The sequence below is a fragment of the Actinomadura spongiicola genome (genome assembly GCF_003432485.1).
GTDB classification, from domain to species: Bacteria; Actinomycetota; Actinomycetes; order Streptosporangiales; family Streptosporangiaceae; genus Spirillospora; species Spirillospora spongiicola.
Map to the genome: position 1 here is coordinate 1 of NZ_QVNQ01000016.1, position 15,960 is coordinate 15,960.

Consider the following 15,960-nt stretch of genomic DNA (forward strand, 5'->3'; position numbering starts at 1 on the left):
ACCCGTTCGCCGCTCGAGTACCCCCGAAGGGGCCTTTCCGCTCGACTTGCATGTGTTAAGCACGCCGCCAGCGTTCGTCCTGAGCCAGGATCAAACTCTCCATTAAGGCCAAACGACCACACCGAAGGGCGAACCCCGATGCGACCAAACCATGGAAACAATCCCAGCAAACACAACCCACCCACAAACGGAGCGGGCTGCACTGCCTCAAAGAAATCCCCGACCGTCCGAAGACGGCCACGGGGCGACTCGACCAGACGAACCGGCCGAGCCGATAAAGGCACTGGCTTTTAACACGCTGTTGAGTTCTCAAGAAACGGACACCCACCGCACCCGAACCCGCATCCCGCGGGCCCCGGCTCCGGGGCAACCCTTCAAGCTTATGCGATCCGTCCAGTTTGTCAAACTCTGGGCGATTCGTCCCCACACATCCTATTCAGGGCAAGGAACAAGACCTCACCCTGAGGTTCGTGTGGGGTTCCCCCGAGGTCGGCCGCTGGTCAGCGTCCCGCTCCCCCGTGGGGCGTGTAGAACATTAGATCTCGTCGCGGGGGCAGTCAAATCGGCCTCGCGACCACGAAACCCCAGTTCAAGTACGGTTTTCCAGACTCTCACCATGCCCAGGACGGGATCGTTGTAACCGCACTGTGACGTGTATCTACCGAAGTTTGGCCCTGGCATGGCGACCGCCTACCCGGAGTGGCTCCGGGTAGGCGGTCATGGACGGATTCAGCGCCCGGTGACCTCGACCCCCCCGACGTTGCGCTTCCCGCGGCGTAGGACGAGGAACCGGCCGTGGAGGAGGTCGGACGCGGCCGGGGTCGCGTCCTCCGACTCGACCTTGCGGTTGTTGAGGTAGGCGCCGCCCTGGGCGATGGCCCGCCGGGCCTCGGACTTGCTCTTGCACAGCCCGCACGCCGCGAGGAGGTCGACCACGGTCGGCAGCTCGCCCGGTGGCACCTCGGCTCGGGGAACCTCGGCGAGCGCGGCCTTCAGCGTGCGTTCGTCGAGCTCCTCAAGGACGCCCTGCCCGAACAGGGCGCGGGAGGCGGCCATCACCCGGGCGGTCTCGTCCGCGCCGTGGACGAGCGTGGTCATCTCCTCGGCCAAGGCGCGTTGCGGGGCTCGGGCGGCCGGACGGTCGGCGCCCTGTTTGATCAGGTCGTCGATCTCCTCGCGCGGGCGGAAGCTGAAGACCTTCAGGAAGTTCTCCACGTCCCGGTCATCGGTGTTGATCCAGAACTGGTAGAACGCGTAGGGCGAGGTCAGCTCGGGGTCGAGCCAGTAGGTCTCGCCACCGGCGGTCTTGCCGAACTTGGACCCGTCCGCCTTGGTGAGCAGCGGTGTGGTGAGCGCGTGCGCGGTGCCGCCCTCGACGCGGCGGATCAGGTCGACTCCGGCGGTGAGGTTGCCCCACTGGTCGCTGCCGCCCGTCTGCAACCGGCATCCGTACCTCCGGTACAGCTCAAGGAAGTCCATCGACTGGAGCAGGACGTAGCTGAACTCGGTGTAGCTCATGCCGGTGGTGTCGAGACGGGCCCTGACGGTCTCGCGGGCCAGCATCCGGTTGACCGGGAAGTGCTTGCCGATGTCGCGGAGGAACTCGATCGCGGACATCGGGCCCGTCCAGTCGAGGTTGCTGACCATCAGCGCACCGGTGGGCCCTTCGTCGAAGTCGAGGAACTTCGACACCTGGCCGCGGATGCGCTCGACCCACCCGGCGACGGTCTCCTCGGAGTTGAGGACGCGTTCGGCGCTCTTGCCGCTCGGGTCGCCGATCAGTCCGGTGGCGCCGCCGACCAGCCCGATGGGCCGGTGGCCCGCCTTCTGAAAACGGCGCAGGGTGAGTATCTGGATCAGGTTGCCCAGGTGCAGCGACGGCGCCGTCGGGTCGAAACCGCAATAGAGCGTGACCGGTCCCGCGGCGAGCAGGGCCCGCAGTTCGTCCAGGTCGGTGGACTGCGCGATCAGGTCGCGCCACGCGAGATCGTCCAGGATGTCGGTCACGGTCTTTCCTCGTCTCCGGCTTGCTTTCCTGACGTCCGCCAGTCTTCCCGGCGGTTCGGTGTCACGCCAACGATATTCAGCGTCCGCCGACGAGGGCCGGACGGGAACGAACAGCCCGTGCCGCATGGTGAACGTCATGCGGGGCCCCATGCTCGATGGTCGCTGTGGGCGGGGCGGGTTCAGTCGTCCACGGTGACCTTCTTGCGCTGCCTCGGGACGTGCGCGCGGTACGGGGAGACGGTGGGTTCGCCGTCGATCCAGAACCGCCATGGCACCTCCTTGGCGCCGTTCACGCCGGTGCGCGGGCCCGTCCTGACGAGCGCGGGGTCGGCGGGGGTGCCCTCGTGGACGGTGAGCGGTCCGCCGGCAGTACAGACGTCCAGGCCGTTCTGCTCGCGGGCGATGCCGAGCGCCTGGCAGAGGCGGGCGGGGCCGCGGGCCAGGTCGCGGACGGACGACCGTGCCCGCCGGGCCCGGGCCGTGTCCTCCCCCGCGATGATCTCGCCCGCGCGGAGCAGCACCGCCATGGACGTCCCGTCCGGCCCGCACACGAGGTTCACGCAGAAGTGCATCCCGTAGGTGAAGTAGACGTAGGCGTGGCCGGGCGGCCCGAACATCACCGCGTTCCGCGGCGTCCGGCCGCGGTAGGCGTGGGAGGCGGGGTCGAGCGGGCCCGCGTACGCCTCGACCTCGGTGAGCCTGACGGCGACCTCCCCCTCGGGGGTGCGGTGCGCGAGCACCTGCCCGAGCAGGGAGGGCGCCACCTCGTCGACGGGACGGTCGAAGAAGTCCCGTGGCAGCAACGGTCCGTCCATGGCCTCACACCCTATGGCGGCCGCGCGGGTCAGGCGTCCGAGCCGGCGGCCCAGTCGGCGTGGGCGTTGACGAGGGCGCGCAGCGCGTCGAGCTGCTCGCGGACGCGGTCGGGCGCGGTGCCGCCGTGCGCCTTCCGCGACGCGAGCGCCCCCTGGACGTTCAGGACCTCGCGGACGTCCGGGGTCAGGTGCGGTGACACCTTGCCGAGTTCCTCGTCGGTCAGGTCGTCGAAGTCCTTGTCGTTGACCTGGCACCAGACGACGAGATGGCCGACGACCTCGTGCGCGTCGCGGAACGCGACGCCGCGCCGGACGAGGAGTTCGGCGAGGTCGGTGGCGAGCGCGAAACCGTCCGGGGCGAGGGCCTCCAGGCGTTCGGTGTTGACCCGCATGGTCGCGATCAGTCCGGACATGGCGGGCAGGACGAGCAGCAGCGTCTCGACGGCGTCGAACACGCCCTCCTTGTCCTCCTGGAGGTCACGGTTGTAGGTGAGCGGCAGGCCCTTGAGGGTGGTGAGCAGGCCGACGAGGTGGCCGATGAGCCGGCCCGCCTTGCCGCGCGCCAGCTCGGCGACGTCGGGGTTCTTCTTCTGCGGCATGATCGACGACCCGGTGGCGTAGGTGTCGTCCATCTCGATCCAGCGGAACTCCTGCGACGCCCACAGGCAGATCTCCTCGCCGAGCCGCGACAGGTGCACGCCGATGAGGGCGGCGGCGAAGAGGAACTCGGCGACGAAGTCGCGGTCGGCGACCGCGTCCATGGAGTTGGGCGCGGCGCTGTCGAAGCCCAGTTCGGCGGCGGTGGCCCGCGGGTCCAGCGGCAGGGACGAGCCGGCGAGGGCGCCGGAGCCTAGCGGGGAGACGGCGGCGCGCCGGTCCCAGTCGCGGAGCCGGTCGACGTCGCGGGTGAGCGGCTGGACGTGCGCGAGGAGCTGGTGGGAGAACAGCACGGGCTGCGCGTGCTGCAGGTGCGTCATGCCGGGCGCGGCGACACCGAGGTTGTGCTCGGCCTGGGCGATCAGCGCGGTCTCCAGCTCCACGAGCCGGGACACGATCTGGCGGGCGTGGTCGCGCAGGTAGAGGCGCAGGTCGGTGGCGACCTGGTCGTTGCGGCTGCGGCCCGCGCGGAGCTTGCCGCCGAGGGCGCCGAGCCGTTCCAGCAGCCCGCGCTCCAGGGCGGTGTGGACGTCCTCGTCGGCGACGGTGGGGCGGAACTCGCCGGTCCGGCACGCCTCCTCCAGGTCGTCCAGGGCGCCGAGCATGCGTTCGAGTTCCTCGTCCGTCAGCAGCCCCGCCCGGTTGAGGACGCGGGCGTGCGCGCGTGAGCCCATGAGGTCGTAGGGGGCGAGCCGCCAGTCGAACTGGACGCTCACCGAGAGCCGCGCCAGCGCGTCCGACGGTCCGCCCTCGAACCGGCCGCCCCACAGCCGCGTCGGTGCCTTCGTCACGAAAATCCTCTTCTTCCCGCCGCTGAACGTTGTCGTGTCATCTGACCACGACCATCTCACCATGTCCGCGCGTACACGCACGACCGGGGGACGCCGCGGTCACGGCGTCCCCCGGGGTGGGTCTCGACGCCCGGGTCAGGCCTCCCGGTCACGCTTGGCGGCGATCTTGCTGGGGAGTCCCCAGAGTTCCACGAAGCCCTTGGCGAGGCTCTGGTCGAAGGTGTCGCCGGTGTCGTAGGTGGCGAGGTCGTACCTGTAGAGGGACGCGTCGCTGCGCCGTCCGGTGACGACGGCGCGGCCGCCGTGCAGCGTCATCCGGACGTCGCCGGACACGTGCCGCTGCGCGTCGGCGATGAACGCGTCCAGGGAGTCCTTCAGCGGGGAGAACCACAGGCCGTCGTAGACGAGTTCGCCCCACCGCTGGTCGACCGACCGCTTGAAGCGGGCGAGGTCGCGTTCGACGGTGACGTTCTCCAGCTCCATGTGCGCGGTGATCAGCACGATCGCGGCGGGCGCCTCGTACACCTCGCGGCTCTTGATGCCGACGAGCCGGTCCTCGACCATGTCGATGCGGCCGACGCCCTGCGCGCCCGCGCGCCGGTTCAGCTCGGCGATGATCTGGTACGGGGTGAGCGGGCGTCCGTCCAGCGCGACGGGCACGCCGGACGCGAAGGTGATGACGACCTCGTCGGCCTCGCGCGGCTCGGCGGGGTCGGCGGTGTAGTCGTAGACGTCCTCGATGGGCCCGTTCCAGATGTCCTCCAGGAACCCGGTCTCGACGGCGCGGCCCCACAGGTTCTGGTCGATGGAGTACGGCGACTTCGCCGACACGTCGATCGGCAGGCCCTTCTCCTCGGCGAACGCGATGGCCTTGTCGCGCGTCCACGCGAAGTCGCGGGCGGGCGCGACGACCTTCAGGTCGGGGTTCAGCGCGGACAGCCCGGCCTCGAACCGGACCTGGTCGTTGCCCTTGCCGGTGCAGCCGTGCGACACGGTCGTCCCGCCGAACTGCTCGGCGGCGGCGACGAGGTGCTTGACGATCAGCGGCCGGGACAGGGCGGACAGCAGCGGGTACCGGTCCATGTAGAGGGCGTTGGCCTGCATGGCGGGGACGCAGAAGTCGGCGGCGAACTCCTCCCTGGCGTCCACCACGACGGACTCGGCGGCGCCGCAGGCGAGGGCCCGCTTGCGGATGCTCTCCAGGTCCTCGCCGCCCTGGCCGACGTCGACGGCGACGGCGATGACGTCCCCGCCGGTCTGCTCGGCGAGGTACGGGATGGCGACGGAGGTGTCCAGACCCCCGGAGTACGCGAGGACGACGCGCTCGCTCATGATCGTTGTCTCCTGTGAAGTGTGCGTGAAGTTTCGGTGAGGTGGGACCGGGCCGTAGAGGCCCTAACTTCGTCGTTCGCGCCCGTTCGTCAGCTTCAGCAGCGCCTGCGCGACGTCGTCGCCGCCGTTGGGGTCGCGGGCGATGACGAGGATCGAGTCGTCGCCCGCGACGGTGCCGAGGATGGACGGCCATTCGGCGTGGTCGATCGCCGAGGCCAGGTACTGCGCGGCGCCCGGCGGGGTCCGCACCATGACCAGGTTGGCCGACGCCTCCGCGGAGACCAGCAGCTCCGCGGCGAGCCGGGAGAGCCGTCCGGTGAAGGTCTCGGCGTTGCCCGTGCGGGCGCGCCGGATCCGTTCACCGCCCTCCCCGGGAACGGCGTAGAGCAGGCTGCCGTCGTCGGCGCGCAACCGTACCGCGCCGATCTCCACCAGGTCGCGCGACAGCGTCGCCTGGGTGACGTCGACGCCCTCGTCGGCGAGCAGGCCCGCGAGTTCGGCCTGCGAGTGGACGGGGTGCCGGGTCAGCAGCTCGATCACCCGGGCGTGCCGGGCGGCCTTGGTCATGGGGGTCGTCACGGGGAGCGCTCCAGCAACCAGATCAGCAGCGCCTTCTGGGCGTGCAGCCGGTTCTCCGCCTCGTCCCAGACCCGGCTGCGTGGGCCGTCCAGGACGGAGGCGGCGATCTCCTTGCCGCGGTAGGCGGGCAGGCAGTGCAGGACGATCGCGTCGGGGGCGGCGAGGGCCAGCAGGTTCTCGGTGACGGCGTACGGCTCGTAGCGGGCGGTGTCCTTGCCGTCCTGGCCCATGGACACCCAGGTGTCGGTGGCGAGGACGTCGGCCCCGGCGGCGGCCTTGGCGGCGTCGTCGTGGACGGTCACCGACCCGCCGGTCGCGGCCGCGATCTCGGTGGCGCGGGCGACGACGGCGGGGTCGGGCGGTTGGGACGCGGGCGCGCCGACGCGGACGTGCATCCCGGCGGTGGCGCAGCCGAGGAGGTAGGAGTGGGCCATGTTGTTGGCGCCGTCGCCGAAGTAGGCGAGGGTGACCCCGGCGAGGTCGCCCGTCGTCTCCCGGACGGTCTGCAGGTCGGCGAGGACCTGGCAGGGGTGGAACTCGTCGGTGAGGGCGTTGACGACCGGGACGGTCGTGCCAGCGGCCATCTCGTCGATCCGCTCCTGCCCGGCGGTCCGCCACACGATCGCGCTGACCTGGCGTTCCAGGACGCGGGCGGTGTCGGCGATGGTCTCGCCGCGGCCGAGCTGGCTGGTCGCCGCGTCCATCACGAGCGGGTTGCCGCCGAGTTCGGCGATGCCGGCGGTGAACGACAGCCGGGTCCGGGTGGACGGCTTGTCGAACAGGACGGCGACGGACCGCGGGCCCTCCAGCGGCCGGAACCGGAACCGGTCCCGCTTCACCTCGGCGGCCAGGTCGAGCACCTCGGCCTGCTCGGCGGGGGTGAGGTCGTCGTCCCGGAGGAAGTGCCTGGTCGTGGTCATGGTCAGCTCTCCTTCCCGGGGGCGGCGGCGTCGAGGATCGCGGGGAGGGCGCCGGTGAACGACCGCGCCTCGTCGGCGGTGAGGATCAGCGGGGGCGCGATCCGCAGCGCGTCCGGCTGGAGCGCGTTGATCAGGAAGCCGGCGTCGCGGGCGGCCGCCTCGACGGCGGGGGCGTGCGGGCCGGTGAGGACGGCGGCGCGCCACAGCCCGCGGCCCCGCTCCCCGGCGAGCAGCGGATGGTCGACGGCGGCCATGCCGGACGCCAGGGTCTCCCCCACGGCGGCGGCGTTGGCGAGCAGGCCGTCCCGCTCGACGGTGGTGAGGACGGCGAGCGCGGCGGCGGCGCTGACGGGGTTGCCGCCGAAGGTGCTGCCGTGGTCGCCCTTGGCGAACAGGTCGCCGTGCGGCCCGAACGCGACGCACGCGCCGATCGGCAGGCCGCCGCCGAGGCCCTTCGCGAGGGTGAGGACGTCCGGCCGGGCGTTCTCGTGCTGGAACGCGAACCAGGTGCCCGTCCGGCCGATCGCGGACTGGATCTCGTCGGCGACGAACAGCGCGCCCGTGGCGTCGCAGATCTCCCGGACGGCGGCGAAGTACCCGGCGGGCGGCGGGACGACGCCCGCCTCGCCCTGCGTGGGCTCCATGAAGACGGCCGCGCAGTGCTCGTCGACCGCGGCCTTGAGCGCGTCGACGTCACCGTAGGGGACGAACCGGACGTCGATTCCGAACGGCCCGAACGGCTCCCGGATCGCCGCCTTCCCGGTCAGGGCCAGCGCCCCCATGGTGCGGCCGTGGAATCCGTTCTCCGACGCGACGAAGTAGGTGCGTCCGTTCGCCTTGGCGTACTTCACGGCGAGTTTCAGCGCGCACTCGTTCGCCTCCGTGCCGCTGTTGGAGAGGAACACCCTGCCGTCGCCGTCCAGCAGGCCGAGGAGCCGTTCGGCGAGCAGCACCTCGGGTTCGTGCAGGAACAGGTTGGAGGTGTGCGCCAGCGTCGCGACCTGCGTCGACACCGCCTCGACGAGGGCCGGGTGGGCGTGCCCCAGCGAGCTGACCGCGATTCCGGCGATCAGGTCGAGGTACTCGCGGCCGTCGACGTCCCACACCCGGCTGCCCGCGCCGCGCGCCAGCGCCACCGGGGGGACGCCGTAGTTCGGCATGAACGCGGCCTCGAACCGGGCCTTGAGGTCGTTCATGCCCGCTCCTCCGTGGGTTCCGGCGCGGACTCCCGCCCGAGGGGGACGCCCGGGGGGCTGGGCAGCACCATCGTTCCGATCCCTTCGTCGGTGAAGATCTCCAGCAGCAGGGAGTGCGGGACGCGTCCGTCCAGCACATGGGCCTGCGGGACGCCGCCGCGCACGGCCGTCAGGCAGGCCTCCATCTTCGGGACCATCCCCGCCGACAGGTCGGGCAGCAGGACCGCGAGCTCGTCGGTGGTCAACCGATCGATCACATCGTCGCTGTCGGGCCAGTCGGCGTAGAGCCCTTCGACGTCGGTGAGCACGACGAGCTTGGTGGCGTCCAGCGCGACGGCCAGCGCGGCGGCCGCGGTGTCGGCGTTGACGTTGTAGACCTCGCCGTCGTCGCCGCGGGCGATGCTGGAGATCACCGGGATGCGGCCGTCGTCCAGCAGCGACCGCACGGCCCCGACCTGGACCTCCACGATCTCGCCGACCTGGCCGATGTCGACGGGTTCGCCGTCCACGACCGCGTGCTTGCGCTCGGCGGTGAAGAGGTTGGCGTCCTCGCCGGACATGCCGATCCCGAACGGGCCGTGCCGGTTGATCAGGCCGACGACGTCGCGCTGCACCTGCCCGGTCAGCACCATCCGGACGACCTCCATGGCCTCCGGGGTCGTCACCCGCAGCCCGGCGGTGAACGTCGAGTCGATGCCGTTGCGGGCGAGCGCCGCGTTGATCTGCGGGCCGCCGCCGTGCACGATCACCGGCTTCAGCCCGGCGTAGCGCAGGAACACGACGTCCTCGGCGAACGAGTGCCGCAGCCGCTCGTCGGTCATCGCGTGCCCGCCGTACTTGATCACGACGGTGCGGCCGTGGAACCGCTCCAGCCACGGCAGCGCCTTGATGAGGGTCTCCGCCTTGGACAGGACGCCCGCCCTGTTCTTGCGCATGTCCGCGCCCGAGGTGACCGCGCTCATGTCGAGTACGCCGAGTTCTCGTGGACGTAGTCGGCCGTGAGGTCGGTCGTCCAGACGGTCGCGCTGTGCGGGCCCGCCGACAGGTCGACGGTGATCGTCACGTCGCGGGGGCGCAGGTCGACCTTGGCGCGGTCGTCGCCGGACGCGCCGTTCCGGCACACCCACACGCCGTTGATCGCGACGTTGAGCTCGTCGGGCTCGAACACCGCGTCGGTGGTGCCGACCGCGGACAGGACGCGGCCCCAGTTCGGGTCCTCGCCGTGGATGGCGCACTTGAGCAGGTTGTTGCGGGCGATGGAGCGTCCGACGGTGACCGCGTCGGTGTCGGACGCGGCTCCGACGACCTCGATCGCGATGGCCTTGGACGCGCCCTCGGCGTCCACGAGCAGCTGCCGGGTCAGGTCGCCGCACACCTCGGTGAGCAGCGCGGTGAACTCGTCCTCGGCGGGGACGACGCCGGAGGCGCCGGAGGCCATCAGCAGCACGGTGTCGTTGGTGGACATGCAGCCGTCGGAGTCGAGCCGGTCGAGGGTGACGCCGGTCGCCGTGCGCAGCGCCCGGTCCAGGGCGTCGGCGGGCAGGTCGGCGTCGGTGGTGACGACGCACAGCATCGTCGCGAGGGACGGGGCGAGCATCCCGGCGCCCTTCGCCATCGCGCCGATCCGGTAGCCTCCGGCGCCCTGCCGGAAGGAGATCTTGGCGACGGTGTCGGTGGTGCGGATCGCGTCGGCGGCGGCGAGCCCGCCGTCGCCGCGCGACAGTTCGGCGGCGGCCTTGTCGACCCCGGGCAGCAGCAGATCCATCGGGAGCCGCTCGCCGATCAGGCCGGTGGAGCACACCGCGATCTCCCCGGCCGAGTCGTCCAGGACGCCCGCGACCTTCTCGGCGGTGGCGTGGGTGTCCTGGAATCCGCGGGCCCCGGTGCAGGCGTTGGCGCCCCCGGCGTTCAGCACGACCGCCCGGACGCGACCGCCCCTGAGGACCTGCTCCGACCACAGCACCGGCGCGGCCTTCACCCGGTTGCGGGTGAAGACCGCGGCCGCGGCGCGGGACGGCCCGTCGTTGACGACGAGGGCCAGGTCGCGGTTTCCGCTGGGCTTGAGTCCGGCGACGACTCCGGCGGCGCGGAAGCCCAGGGGGGCGGTGACGCTCAAGGGGACACTCCGATCGTGGTCAGCCCGAGTTCTTCCGGGAGGCCGAGGGCGAGGTTGGCGCTCTGCACGGCGCCGCCCGCGGTGCCCTTGGTGAGGTTGTCGACGGCGGCGACGGCGACGACGCGTCCGGCGGTCTCGTCGAGCGCGACCTGGACGAGGACGGTGTTCGCGCCGAGCGTCATGGACGTGGCGGGCCATTGCCCGTCCGGCAGCAGCCCGACGAACGGCTCACCGGCGTACGCCTCATCGTATGCGGCGCGCAGCGCGGTCGCGGTGACGCCGGGTCGGGCCCTGGCCGTGCAGGTGGCGAGGATGCCGCGGCTCATCGGCGCGAGCGTCGGAGTGAAGGACACCGTCACCGGTTCGCCCGCGACGGCGCTGAGGTTCTGCGCCATCTCCGGTGTATGCCTATGCGTTCCGCCGACCGCGTAGGCGGAGACCGAGCCCATCACCTCGCTGCCCAGCAGGTGCGGTTTGAGCGCCCGCCCGGCGCCGGAGGTGCCGGACGCGGCGACCACGACGACGTCGAATTCGGCGAGGCCGGCGGCGAGCGCCGGGAACAGCGCGAGCGACACGGCCGTCGGGTAGCAGCCGGGGACGGCGATGCGGGTCGCGCCGCGCAGGGCGTCCCGGTGGCCGGGCAGTTCGGGCAGCCCGTAGGGCCAGGTGCCCGCGTGGGGTGTCCCGTAGAACTTCTCCCAGGCTGCGGGGTCGGTGAGCCGGTGGTCGGCGCCGCAGTCGATGACCAGGACGTCCTCGCCGAGCTCGGCGGCGAGCGGCGCCGAGCTGCCGTGCGGCAGCGCCAGGAACACGACGTCGTGGCCGGACAGCGTCTCCGGGGTCGTCTCGGCCAGCACGCGTCCGGCCAGGGATCGCAGATGGGGCTGGTGCGCCCCGAGTTCGGTGCCCGCGTTGGAGCCCGCGGTCAGCGCGCCGATCTCGAACTCCGGGTGTCCCGCCAGGATGCGCAGCAGCTCACCGCCCGCGTAGCCGCTGGCGCCGGCGACCGCCGTCCGGATTCCCATGTCGTCACTCCGCCCCTCGAGTACCAGGCAAGAGTATGCATGACACTGAAAGATTATTCAATCGTTCGACTTAATTAGAGGCCTAAAGATTTGCTCTCTAAAAATCAGGGGGCTAACATCGGCCGCCATGGAGAACTCCGAGTTCTGCGGTCTGCGGGCGATCGGCCCGGCGGAGGAGTGGCCGATCGGGCAGCTGTTCACGGTGGCCGCGCGGCTGTCGACGCCCGCCACGTGGCGGGTCATCAGCCGGCACGGCATGAGCCCGGTCGGGTTCTTCCTGCTGCGTCAGCTCATCGTCGAGGACGGGCTGCGCCCGAGCGAGATCGCCAAGCGGCTGGCCGTCACCCCGGCGACCGTCACCTCGGTGGTCGACACGCTGGAGCGCAACGGGCACGTGCGCCGCGAACGCTCCTACCGCGACCGGCGGGGCGTGATGCTGCGCATCACCGACTCCGGGCGCGGGCTCCTCGCCGAGAAGGCCGGGCCGATCGGCCGCGACCTGGACCGCCTCTACGACGTGGTGGACGAAGGCGACGAGGCCGCCGTCCGACGGTTCCTGCTCAACCTCATCACCCGGTTCGGGACCTGCCCGAACACCGAAGACGAGACCGACAGAGAAACCGACAGAGAAGAAGCGAAGGGAGACGGCGCGTGACCGAATCCCCGGCCGCCGTTCACACGGTCGACCTGCGCAAGACCTATCCCGCGTCCGGGCCGCGTCCGGCGGTGCCCGCGGTGCGGGGCATCGATCTGAACGTCCCGCGCGGCGAGTTCTTCGGGCTGCTCGGCCCGAACGGCGCGGGCAAGTCGACGACCATCGGCATGCTCACCACCCTCGTCTCCCCCACCGGCGGCAGCGCGCACGTGTGCGGCCTGGACGTGGTGGACGACGCCGTCGAGATCAAGCGTCGGATCGGCGTCGTGTCGCAGAACAACACCCTCGACAGCGACCTGACCGTCGCCGAGAACCTGGAGTTCCGGGGTCGGTACTTCGGGCTCGGCGCCCGCGACGCCCGCAGGCGCGCCGACGAACTGCTGGAGCTGTTCGGCCTCACCGAGCAGCGCTCCGGCAACCCGTTCGAGATCTCGGGCGGGCAGGCCAAGCGCGTCATGATCTGCCGTGCCCTGGTGCACGGCCCCGAGGTGCTGTTCCTGGACGAGCCGACCGCCGGACTCGACCCGCAGACCCGCGCCAACCTGTGGGACGTCCTGCGCGGCCTCCAGGCCGCCGGGCAGACGATCGTGCTCACGACCCACTACATGGAGGAGGCCGAGGCGCTCTGCGACCGGGTCGCCGTCGTCGACCACGGCGAGATCCTCGCCAGCGGGACCGTGGACGAACTGAAGTCCACCGCGGGCGCCGACACCGTCATCACCGTCGCCTACGACGCCGCGGCCCCGTCCGGGATCCGCGCCCTCGCCGACCGGGACGGCATCACCAAGGTCGAGGTCAACGACGGCCAGGTCCGCGTGTTCGCCTCCGACCCGGGCGGCCTGCTCGGCGAACTGGTCACGATCGGTTCCCGCGCCGGTGTCGGCGTCACCGACGCCACCCAGCTGCGTCCCAGCCTGGAGACCGTCTTCCTCACCCTCACCGGAAGGGACTACCGCGAATGAGCGCGTCCACCGCCGGCACCGGCACCGGCGCCGTGCCCGCCGTCCTGGCACCGCCGCCGCCCGCGCGGGCGACGATTCCCCGCACGTTCGCCGCGATGATGGCGCGCGAGGCGAGGGTCATGCGCAAGAACTTCCTGTCCACGTTCCTGCGGGTGCTGGTGCAGCCGGTGCTGTTCGTGTTCGTGTTCGCCTACGTCCTGCCGAAGCTCGGCGGCGGCGCGACGGCGGGCGGCCCCGGCGGCCCCAGCTTCGCCACGATCCTGGTGCCCGGGCTGGTCGGGTCGTCCATCATCATGCAGGCGATGATGGCGGTGATCTTCCCGCTGATGATGGAGCTGAACTGGCAGAAGTCCATCACCGACCGGGCACTGGCCCCGGTGCCGATCCCGCTGCTGGGCGCACAGAAGATCGTCGCGGCGGCGGCGCAGGGCCTGATCGGGGGGCTGCTGGTGTTCCCCGCCGTGCTGTTCATCCACGCCGACGGCCAGGCGCCGAAGGTGCACGTGGACAACTGGCCCGTCCTGATCGTGGTGATGGTGTCCGGGGCGTTGCTGTCGGCCGCGGGCGGCCTGCTGCTGGGGACGCTGATGAACCCGCAGAAGGTCCAGATGCTGTTCGCGGTGGTGCTGCTGCCCATGACCATGCTCGGCTGCGTGTACTACCCGTGGTCGGCGCTGGACGACATCCGCTGGTTGCAGATCGTCAGCCTGTTCAACCCGCTCGTGTACCTCAGCGAGGGCCTGCGCAGCGCGCTGACACCGGACGTCCCGCACATGCCGGTGTGGGTGTTCATGTTGGCCACTATCGGCGGGACGATCCTGCTGACCTGGGCCGCCATGCGCACCTTCACCAGACGCGTCCTGACCTGACGCACGGCGCGGAACCTTCCCCTGGGAGGGGGCGTCCCATTCGTCGAGTGGCACAGGACGAAGACATCGTGTGAAGCTTCACTCATTCTCGGCCGTCTTCGTCCTGTTCACTGTTCCCCACACGACGAGAGCTGGAGACGCAGATGTCGTTCGGGCCGCCATTGGGCAAACCGCCCTGGTCCGAGCATGTGCGCGAGATCTGGCTGCCGTTACTCGGCGTCGCCGTCCCAGCCTCGGCCGCGCTGGCGGGCGCCTACGGCGTCGAGCGTCTCCCGCTGTTCTTCATCGGGTGCGTCGCCGCGTTGCTCTTCGTGGACGGCGTGCTGTACGCGATCGACGTTCGCGGGCTGCGCCCTCCCCAGGTCCGGCACGGCCTGGGCGGGGCCGGCGTCGTCCTCCGGGCCGGATTCGCAGCCTTCACCGGCGCGGCCGTGGCCGTGGTCCTCTTCGCCGGTTGGACGACCGTGCCCCGCGCGGTGTCCTGGGGAGACGAGGGGTGCCGGCCGCCGGCCGAGGTGCCCGTCATGGCCGCGCCGGAGAACATCGACGCGGTCGACGCCCAGGCGGACCTGTACGCCGAGCACGAGGCCGCACAGGACGCCGACCGCTGCGCACCCGTCCGCGTGACCGTGTTCGAGGCGCCTCCGCCGGGCGAGCTGGAGGCGGCGTTCACGGGGATGTGGGACCTCGCGGAGCGGCCGCACCCGAAGGTCTGGGTGCCCGGGACCCGCGCCGCGGTGAGCCTCGCCACCGGCGTGCCCCTGCGCGATCTGCGCCCCGACGGGATGTGGATCCGGTCGCGCGGCGGAAGCCCGGCGCGGCTGCGGACCGACGGAAGCTTCGGAACGCCGTCACCCCTGGTGCTCGCCGCGTCCCAACGCGTCGTGGAGAGCCTCGGTCTCACCGGCGCCGGGTCGGTGTCGTGGGACAGTCTGCTCGGCCGGACGACCCGCCTGGTCCTGCCGCGCCCGGAGCGGACCGAGTCGGGGCTGGCCGGCGTCTTCGCGCTCTTCAGCGGCAGTCTCGGCGGCGACGGCGCGGCACAGGCGCGGCGGCGGCAGCTGTTCAACATGATCGACCGGGACGGTGGCGTGCCCGACGACCCCGGCGAGTCGCTGTGCCGGCTTCGCGAGCTGGACACGGACGGCTCCACGATCGCCGTGGCGTTCGTGCCGCTGACCTCCGTCGAGAAGTACAACTCCGGCCAGCCGTGCGGGGTCTCCGTCCTGCCCCGGGAGGAGCATCTGGCGACGCTGCGCCCCAGCGGATGGACCCCGGCCATCGACCGGCCCATCGTGCAGGTCCGCTGGGGCGGGGAGGACGAGGAGGGGAACCGGTTCGCGGACGGGTTCGGCGACTGGCTCGCCCGCCACGGCCCGCCACCGGCCAAGGGGCCCGCCGGCTCCACGCTCATGCCCGAGCACCTGATACAGGGCCGAAACCTCATGGCGGAGGCGCGCAGACCGATCTCCATCGAGTTCCTGCTCGACTACTCGGCGACGATGAACGGGCGGACGCGCGGCGGCACGCGACTGACGAACGCGCTGACGATCATCGACAACGCCCTGACCCGGTTCGGCCGCGGCGACCGGGTGGGCCTGTGGCGTTTCCCCGGCGGCGCGACTGGACGCGCGCCCGCCATGCTGGTCCCGCACGCGCCCGCCGACGGCCCCCAGACCATGCGGATCAGAACGAAGCTGGACGAGCTGCGCCGCGCCGACGCCGGAACCACCCCGCTGTACCACGCGATCACCGCCGTGGCCGGGCACGGAACCGGCAGGCGCACGCTGGTAGTGCTGACCGATGGGGAGAACGACGACCCGGCGGGTGACGACCTGTCCACCCAGCGGCGGCTCAGGGACGCGCTGGACGACGCGGACAGCCCGGACGTCTACGTGCTGGCGCTGACGGGGGCGGGCTGCGCGAACGACCTGGTGGCCCTGGAGGCCACCCTGCCCAAGTTCCACTGCGTGGACGGGAAGCGGACCGCCGACGCGATGCTCGACGCGCTGTTCTCCAAACTGTAGGGAAGGAGC

The 15,960-nt window shown here is 71.5% G+C and carries 14 protein-coding genes and 1 rRNA gene; 4 read left to right on the forward strand and 11 right to left on the reverse strand.

The features are described from left to right. The 11 genes from D0T12_RS33405 to argC all read right to left on the reverse strand — a co-directional run. Positions 1 to 106: ribosomal RNA gene (locus D0T12_RS33405) — 16S ribosomal RNA — on the reverse strand; the annotation flags it as partial. Positions 107 to 729: 623 nt separating this feature from the next. Further along, positions 730 to 2,007 carry a tyrosine--tRNA ligase gene (tyrS, locus tag D0T12_RS33410; RefSeq protein ID WP_117404922.1) on the reverse strand — a complete coding sequence of 426 codons (1,278 nt, stop codon included), beginning with the start codon at positions 2,005 to 2,007 and terminating at the stop codon, positions 730 to 732. 179 nt (positions 2,008 to 2,186) lie between these two features. Then, entirely contained in the window at positions 2,187 to 2,822 is a 636-nt protein-coding gene (locus D0T12_RS33415; protein ID WP_117404924.1) for a DNA-3-methyladenine glycosylase, read from the reverse strand. 29 nt (positions 2,823 to 2,851) lie between these two features. Further along, on the reverse strand, positions 2,852 to 4,270 hold the full coding sequence (gene argH, locus D0T12_RS33420; protein ID WP_117404925.1) for an argininosuccinate lyase: 1,419 nt from the start codon (positions 4,268 to 4,270) through the stop codon (positions 2,852 to 2,854). A gap of 135 nt (positions 4,271 to 4,405) precedes the next feature. Beyond that, on the reverse strand, positions 4,406 to 5,602 hold the full coding sequence (locus D0T12_RS33425; RefSeq protein WP_117404927.1) for an argininosuccinate synthase: 1,197 nt from the start codon (positions 5,600 to 5,602) through the stop codon (positions 4,406 to 4,408). Between the two features lie 63 nt (positions 5,603 to 5,665). Further along, on the reverse strand, positions 5,666 to 6,169 hold the full coding sequence (locus tag D0T12_RS33430) for an arginine repressor (protein ID WP_117405087.1): 504 nt from the start codon (positions 6,167 to 6,169) through the stop codon (positions 5,666 to 5,668). An 8-nt stretch (positions 6,170 to 6,177) separates the two neighbouring features. Then, positions 6,178 to 7,101 (reverse strand): ornithine carbamoyltransferase, encoded by a 924-nt coding sequence (gene argF / locus D0T12_RS33435; protein WP_117404929.1) that lies wholly within the window; start codon positions 7,099 to 7,101, stop codon positions 6,178 to 6,180. Between the two features lie 2 nt (positions 7,102 to 7,103). Continuing rightward, entirely contained in the window at positions 7,104 to 8,297 is a 1,194-nt protein-coding gene (locus tag D0T12_RS33440; protein WP_117404931.1) for an acetylornithine transaminase, read from the reverse strand. Continuing rightward, on the reverse strand, positions 8,294 to 9,232 hold the full coding sequence (gene argB / locus D0T12_RS33445; protein ID WP_117405089.1) for an acetylglutamate kinase: 939 nt from the start codon (positions 9,230 to 9,232) through the stop codon (positions 8,294 to 8,296). The genes D0T12_RS33440 and argB overlap by 4 nt, the downstream gene beginning before the upstream one ends. Before the next feature lie 23 nt (positions 9,233 to 9,255). Next, positions 9,256 to 10,413 carry a bifunctional glutamate N-acetyltransferase/amino-acid acetyltransferase ArgJ gene (gene argJ / locus D0T12_RS33450; protein ID WP_117404933.1) on the reverse strand — a complete coding sequence of 386 codons (1,158 nt, stop codon included), beginning with the start codon at positions 10,411 to 10,413 and terminating at the stop codon, positions 9,256 to 9,258. Next, the gene (argC, locus tag D0T12_RS33455; protein ID WP_117404935.1) at positions 10,410 to 11,438 is read right to left on the reverse strand and encodes an N-acetyl-gamma-glutamyl-phosphate reductase; all 1,029 of its coding nucleotides are present in this window, start codon (positions 11,436 to 11,438) and stop codon (positions 10,410 to 10,412) included. The genes argJ and argC overlap by 4 nt, the downstream gene beginning before the upstream one ends. A 127-nt stretch (positions 11,439 to 11,565) precedes the next feature. On the opposite strand from argC, the gene D0T12_RS33460 reads away from it, so the two are divergent. The 4 genes from D0T12_RS33460 to D0T12_RS33475 all read left to right on the forward strand — a co-directional run bounded on the left by D0T12_RS33460 (position 11,566) and on the right by D0T12_RS33475 (position 15,951). Next, on the forward strand, positions 11,566 to 12,093 hold the full coding sequence (locus tag D0T12_RS33460; RefSeq protein WP_117404937.1) for a MarR family winged helix-turn-helix transcriptional regulator: 528 nt from the start codon (positions 11,566 to 11,568) through the stop codon (positions 12,091 to 12,093). Further along, the gene (locus D0T12_RS33465) at positions 12,090 to 13,055 is read left to right on the forward strand and encodes an ABC transporter ATP-binding protein (protein ID WP_117404939.1); all 966 of its coding nucleotides are present in this window, start codon (positions 12,090 to 12,092) and stop codon (positions 13,053 to 13,055) included. The genes D0T12_RS33460 and D0T12_RS33465 overlap by 4 nt, the downstream gene beginning before the upstream one ends. Beyond that, complete coding sequence (locus D0T12_RS33470; RefSeq protein ID WP_117404940.1) at positions 13,052 to 13,924, forward strand: ABC transporter permease; 873 nt, start codon at positions 13,052 to 13,054, stop codon at positions 13,922 to 13,924. The genes D0T12_RS33465 and D0T12_RS33470 overlap by 4 nt, the downstream gene beginning before the upstream one ends. A gap of 143 nt (positions 13,925 to 14,067) precedes the next feature. Continuing rightward, positions 14,068 to 15,951, forward strand: coding sequence for a vWA domain-containing protein (locus tag D0T12_RS33475; RefSeq protein ID WP_117404941.1), 1,884 nt, complete (start codon positions 14,068 to 14,070; stop codon positions 15,949 to 15,951). Positions 15,952 to 15,960: the final 9 nt, after the last annotated feature.

What these genes read in the sequence shown, in the direction of transcription:
- D0T12_RS33415 (WP_117404924.1), bottom strand. Translation starts at nt 2,822, where the DNA reads ATGGACGGACCGTTGCTGCCACGGGACTTCTTCGACCGTCCCGTCGAC.
- D0T12_RS33425 (WP_117404927.1), bottom strand. Translation starts at nt 5,602, where the DNA reads ATGAGCGAGCGCGTCGTCCTCGCGTACTCCGGGGGTCTGGACACCTCC.
- D0T12_RS33430 (WP_117405087.1), bottom strand. Translation starts at nt 6,169, where the DNA reads ATGACCAAGGCCGCCCGGCACGCCCGGGTGATCGAGCTGCTGACCCGG.
- argF (WP_117404929.1), bottom strand. Translation starts at nt 7,101, where the DNA reads ATGACCACGACCAGGCACTTCCTCCGGGACGACGACCTCACCCCCGCC.
- D0T12_RS33440 (WP_117404931.1), bottom strand. Translation starts at nt 8,297, where the DNA reads ATGAACGACCTCAAGGCCCGGTTCGAGGCCGCGTTCATGCCGAACTAC.
- argB (WP_117405089.1), bottom strand. Translation starts at nt 9,232, where the DNA reads ATGCGCAAGAACAGGGCGGGCGTCCTGTCCAAGGCGGAGACCCTCATC.
- argC (WP_117404935.1), bottom strand. Translation starts at nt 11,438, where the DNA reads ATGGGAATCCGGACGGCGGTCGCCGGCGCCAGCGGCTACGCGGGCGGT.
- D0T12_RS33460 (WP_117404937.1), top strand. Translation starts at nt 11,566, where the DNA reads ATGGAGAACTCCGAGTTCTGCGGTCTGCGGGCGATCGGCCCGGCGGAG.
- D0T12_RS33470 (WP_117404940.1), top strand. Translation starts at nt 13,052, where the DNA reads ATGAGCGCGTCCACCGCCGGCACCGGCACCGGCGCCGTGCCCGCCGTC.
- D0T12_RS33475 (WP_117404941.1), top strand. Translation starts at nt 14,068, where the DNA reads ATGTCGTTCGGGCCGCCATTGGGCAAACCGCCCTGGTCCGAGCATGTG.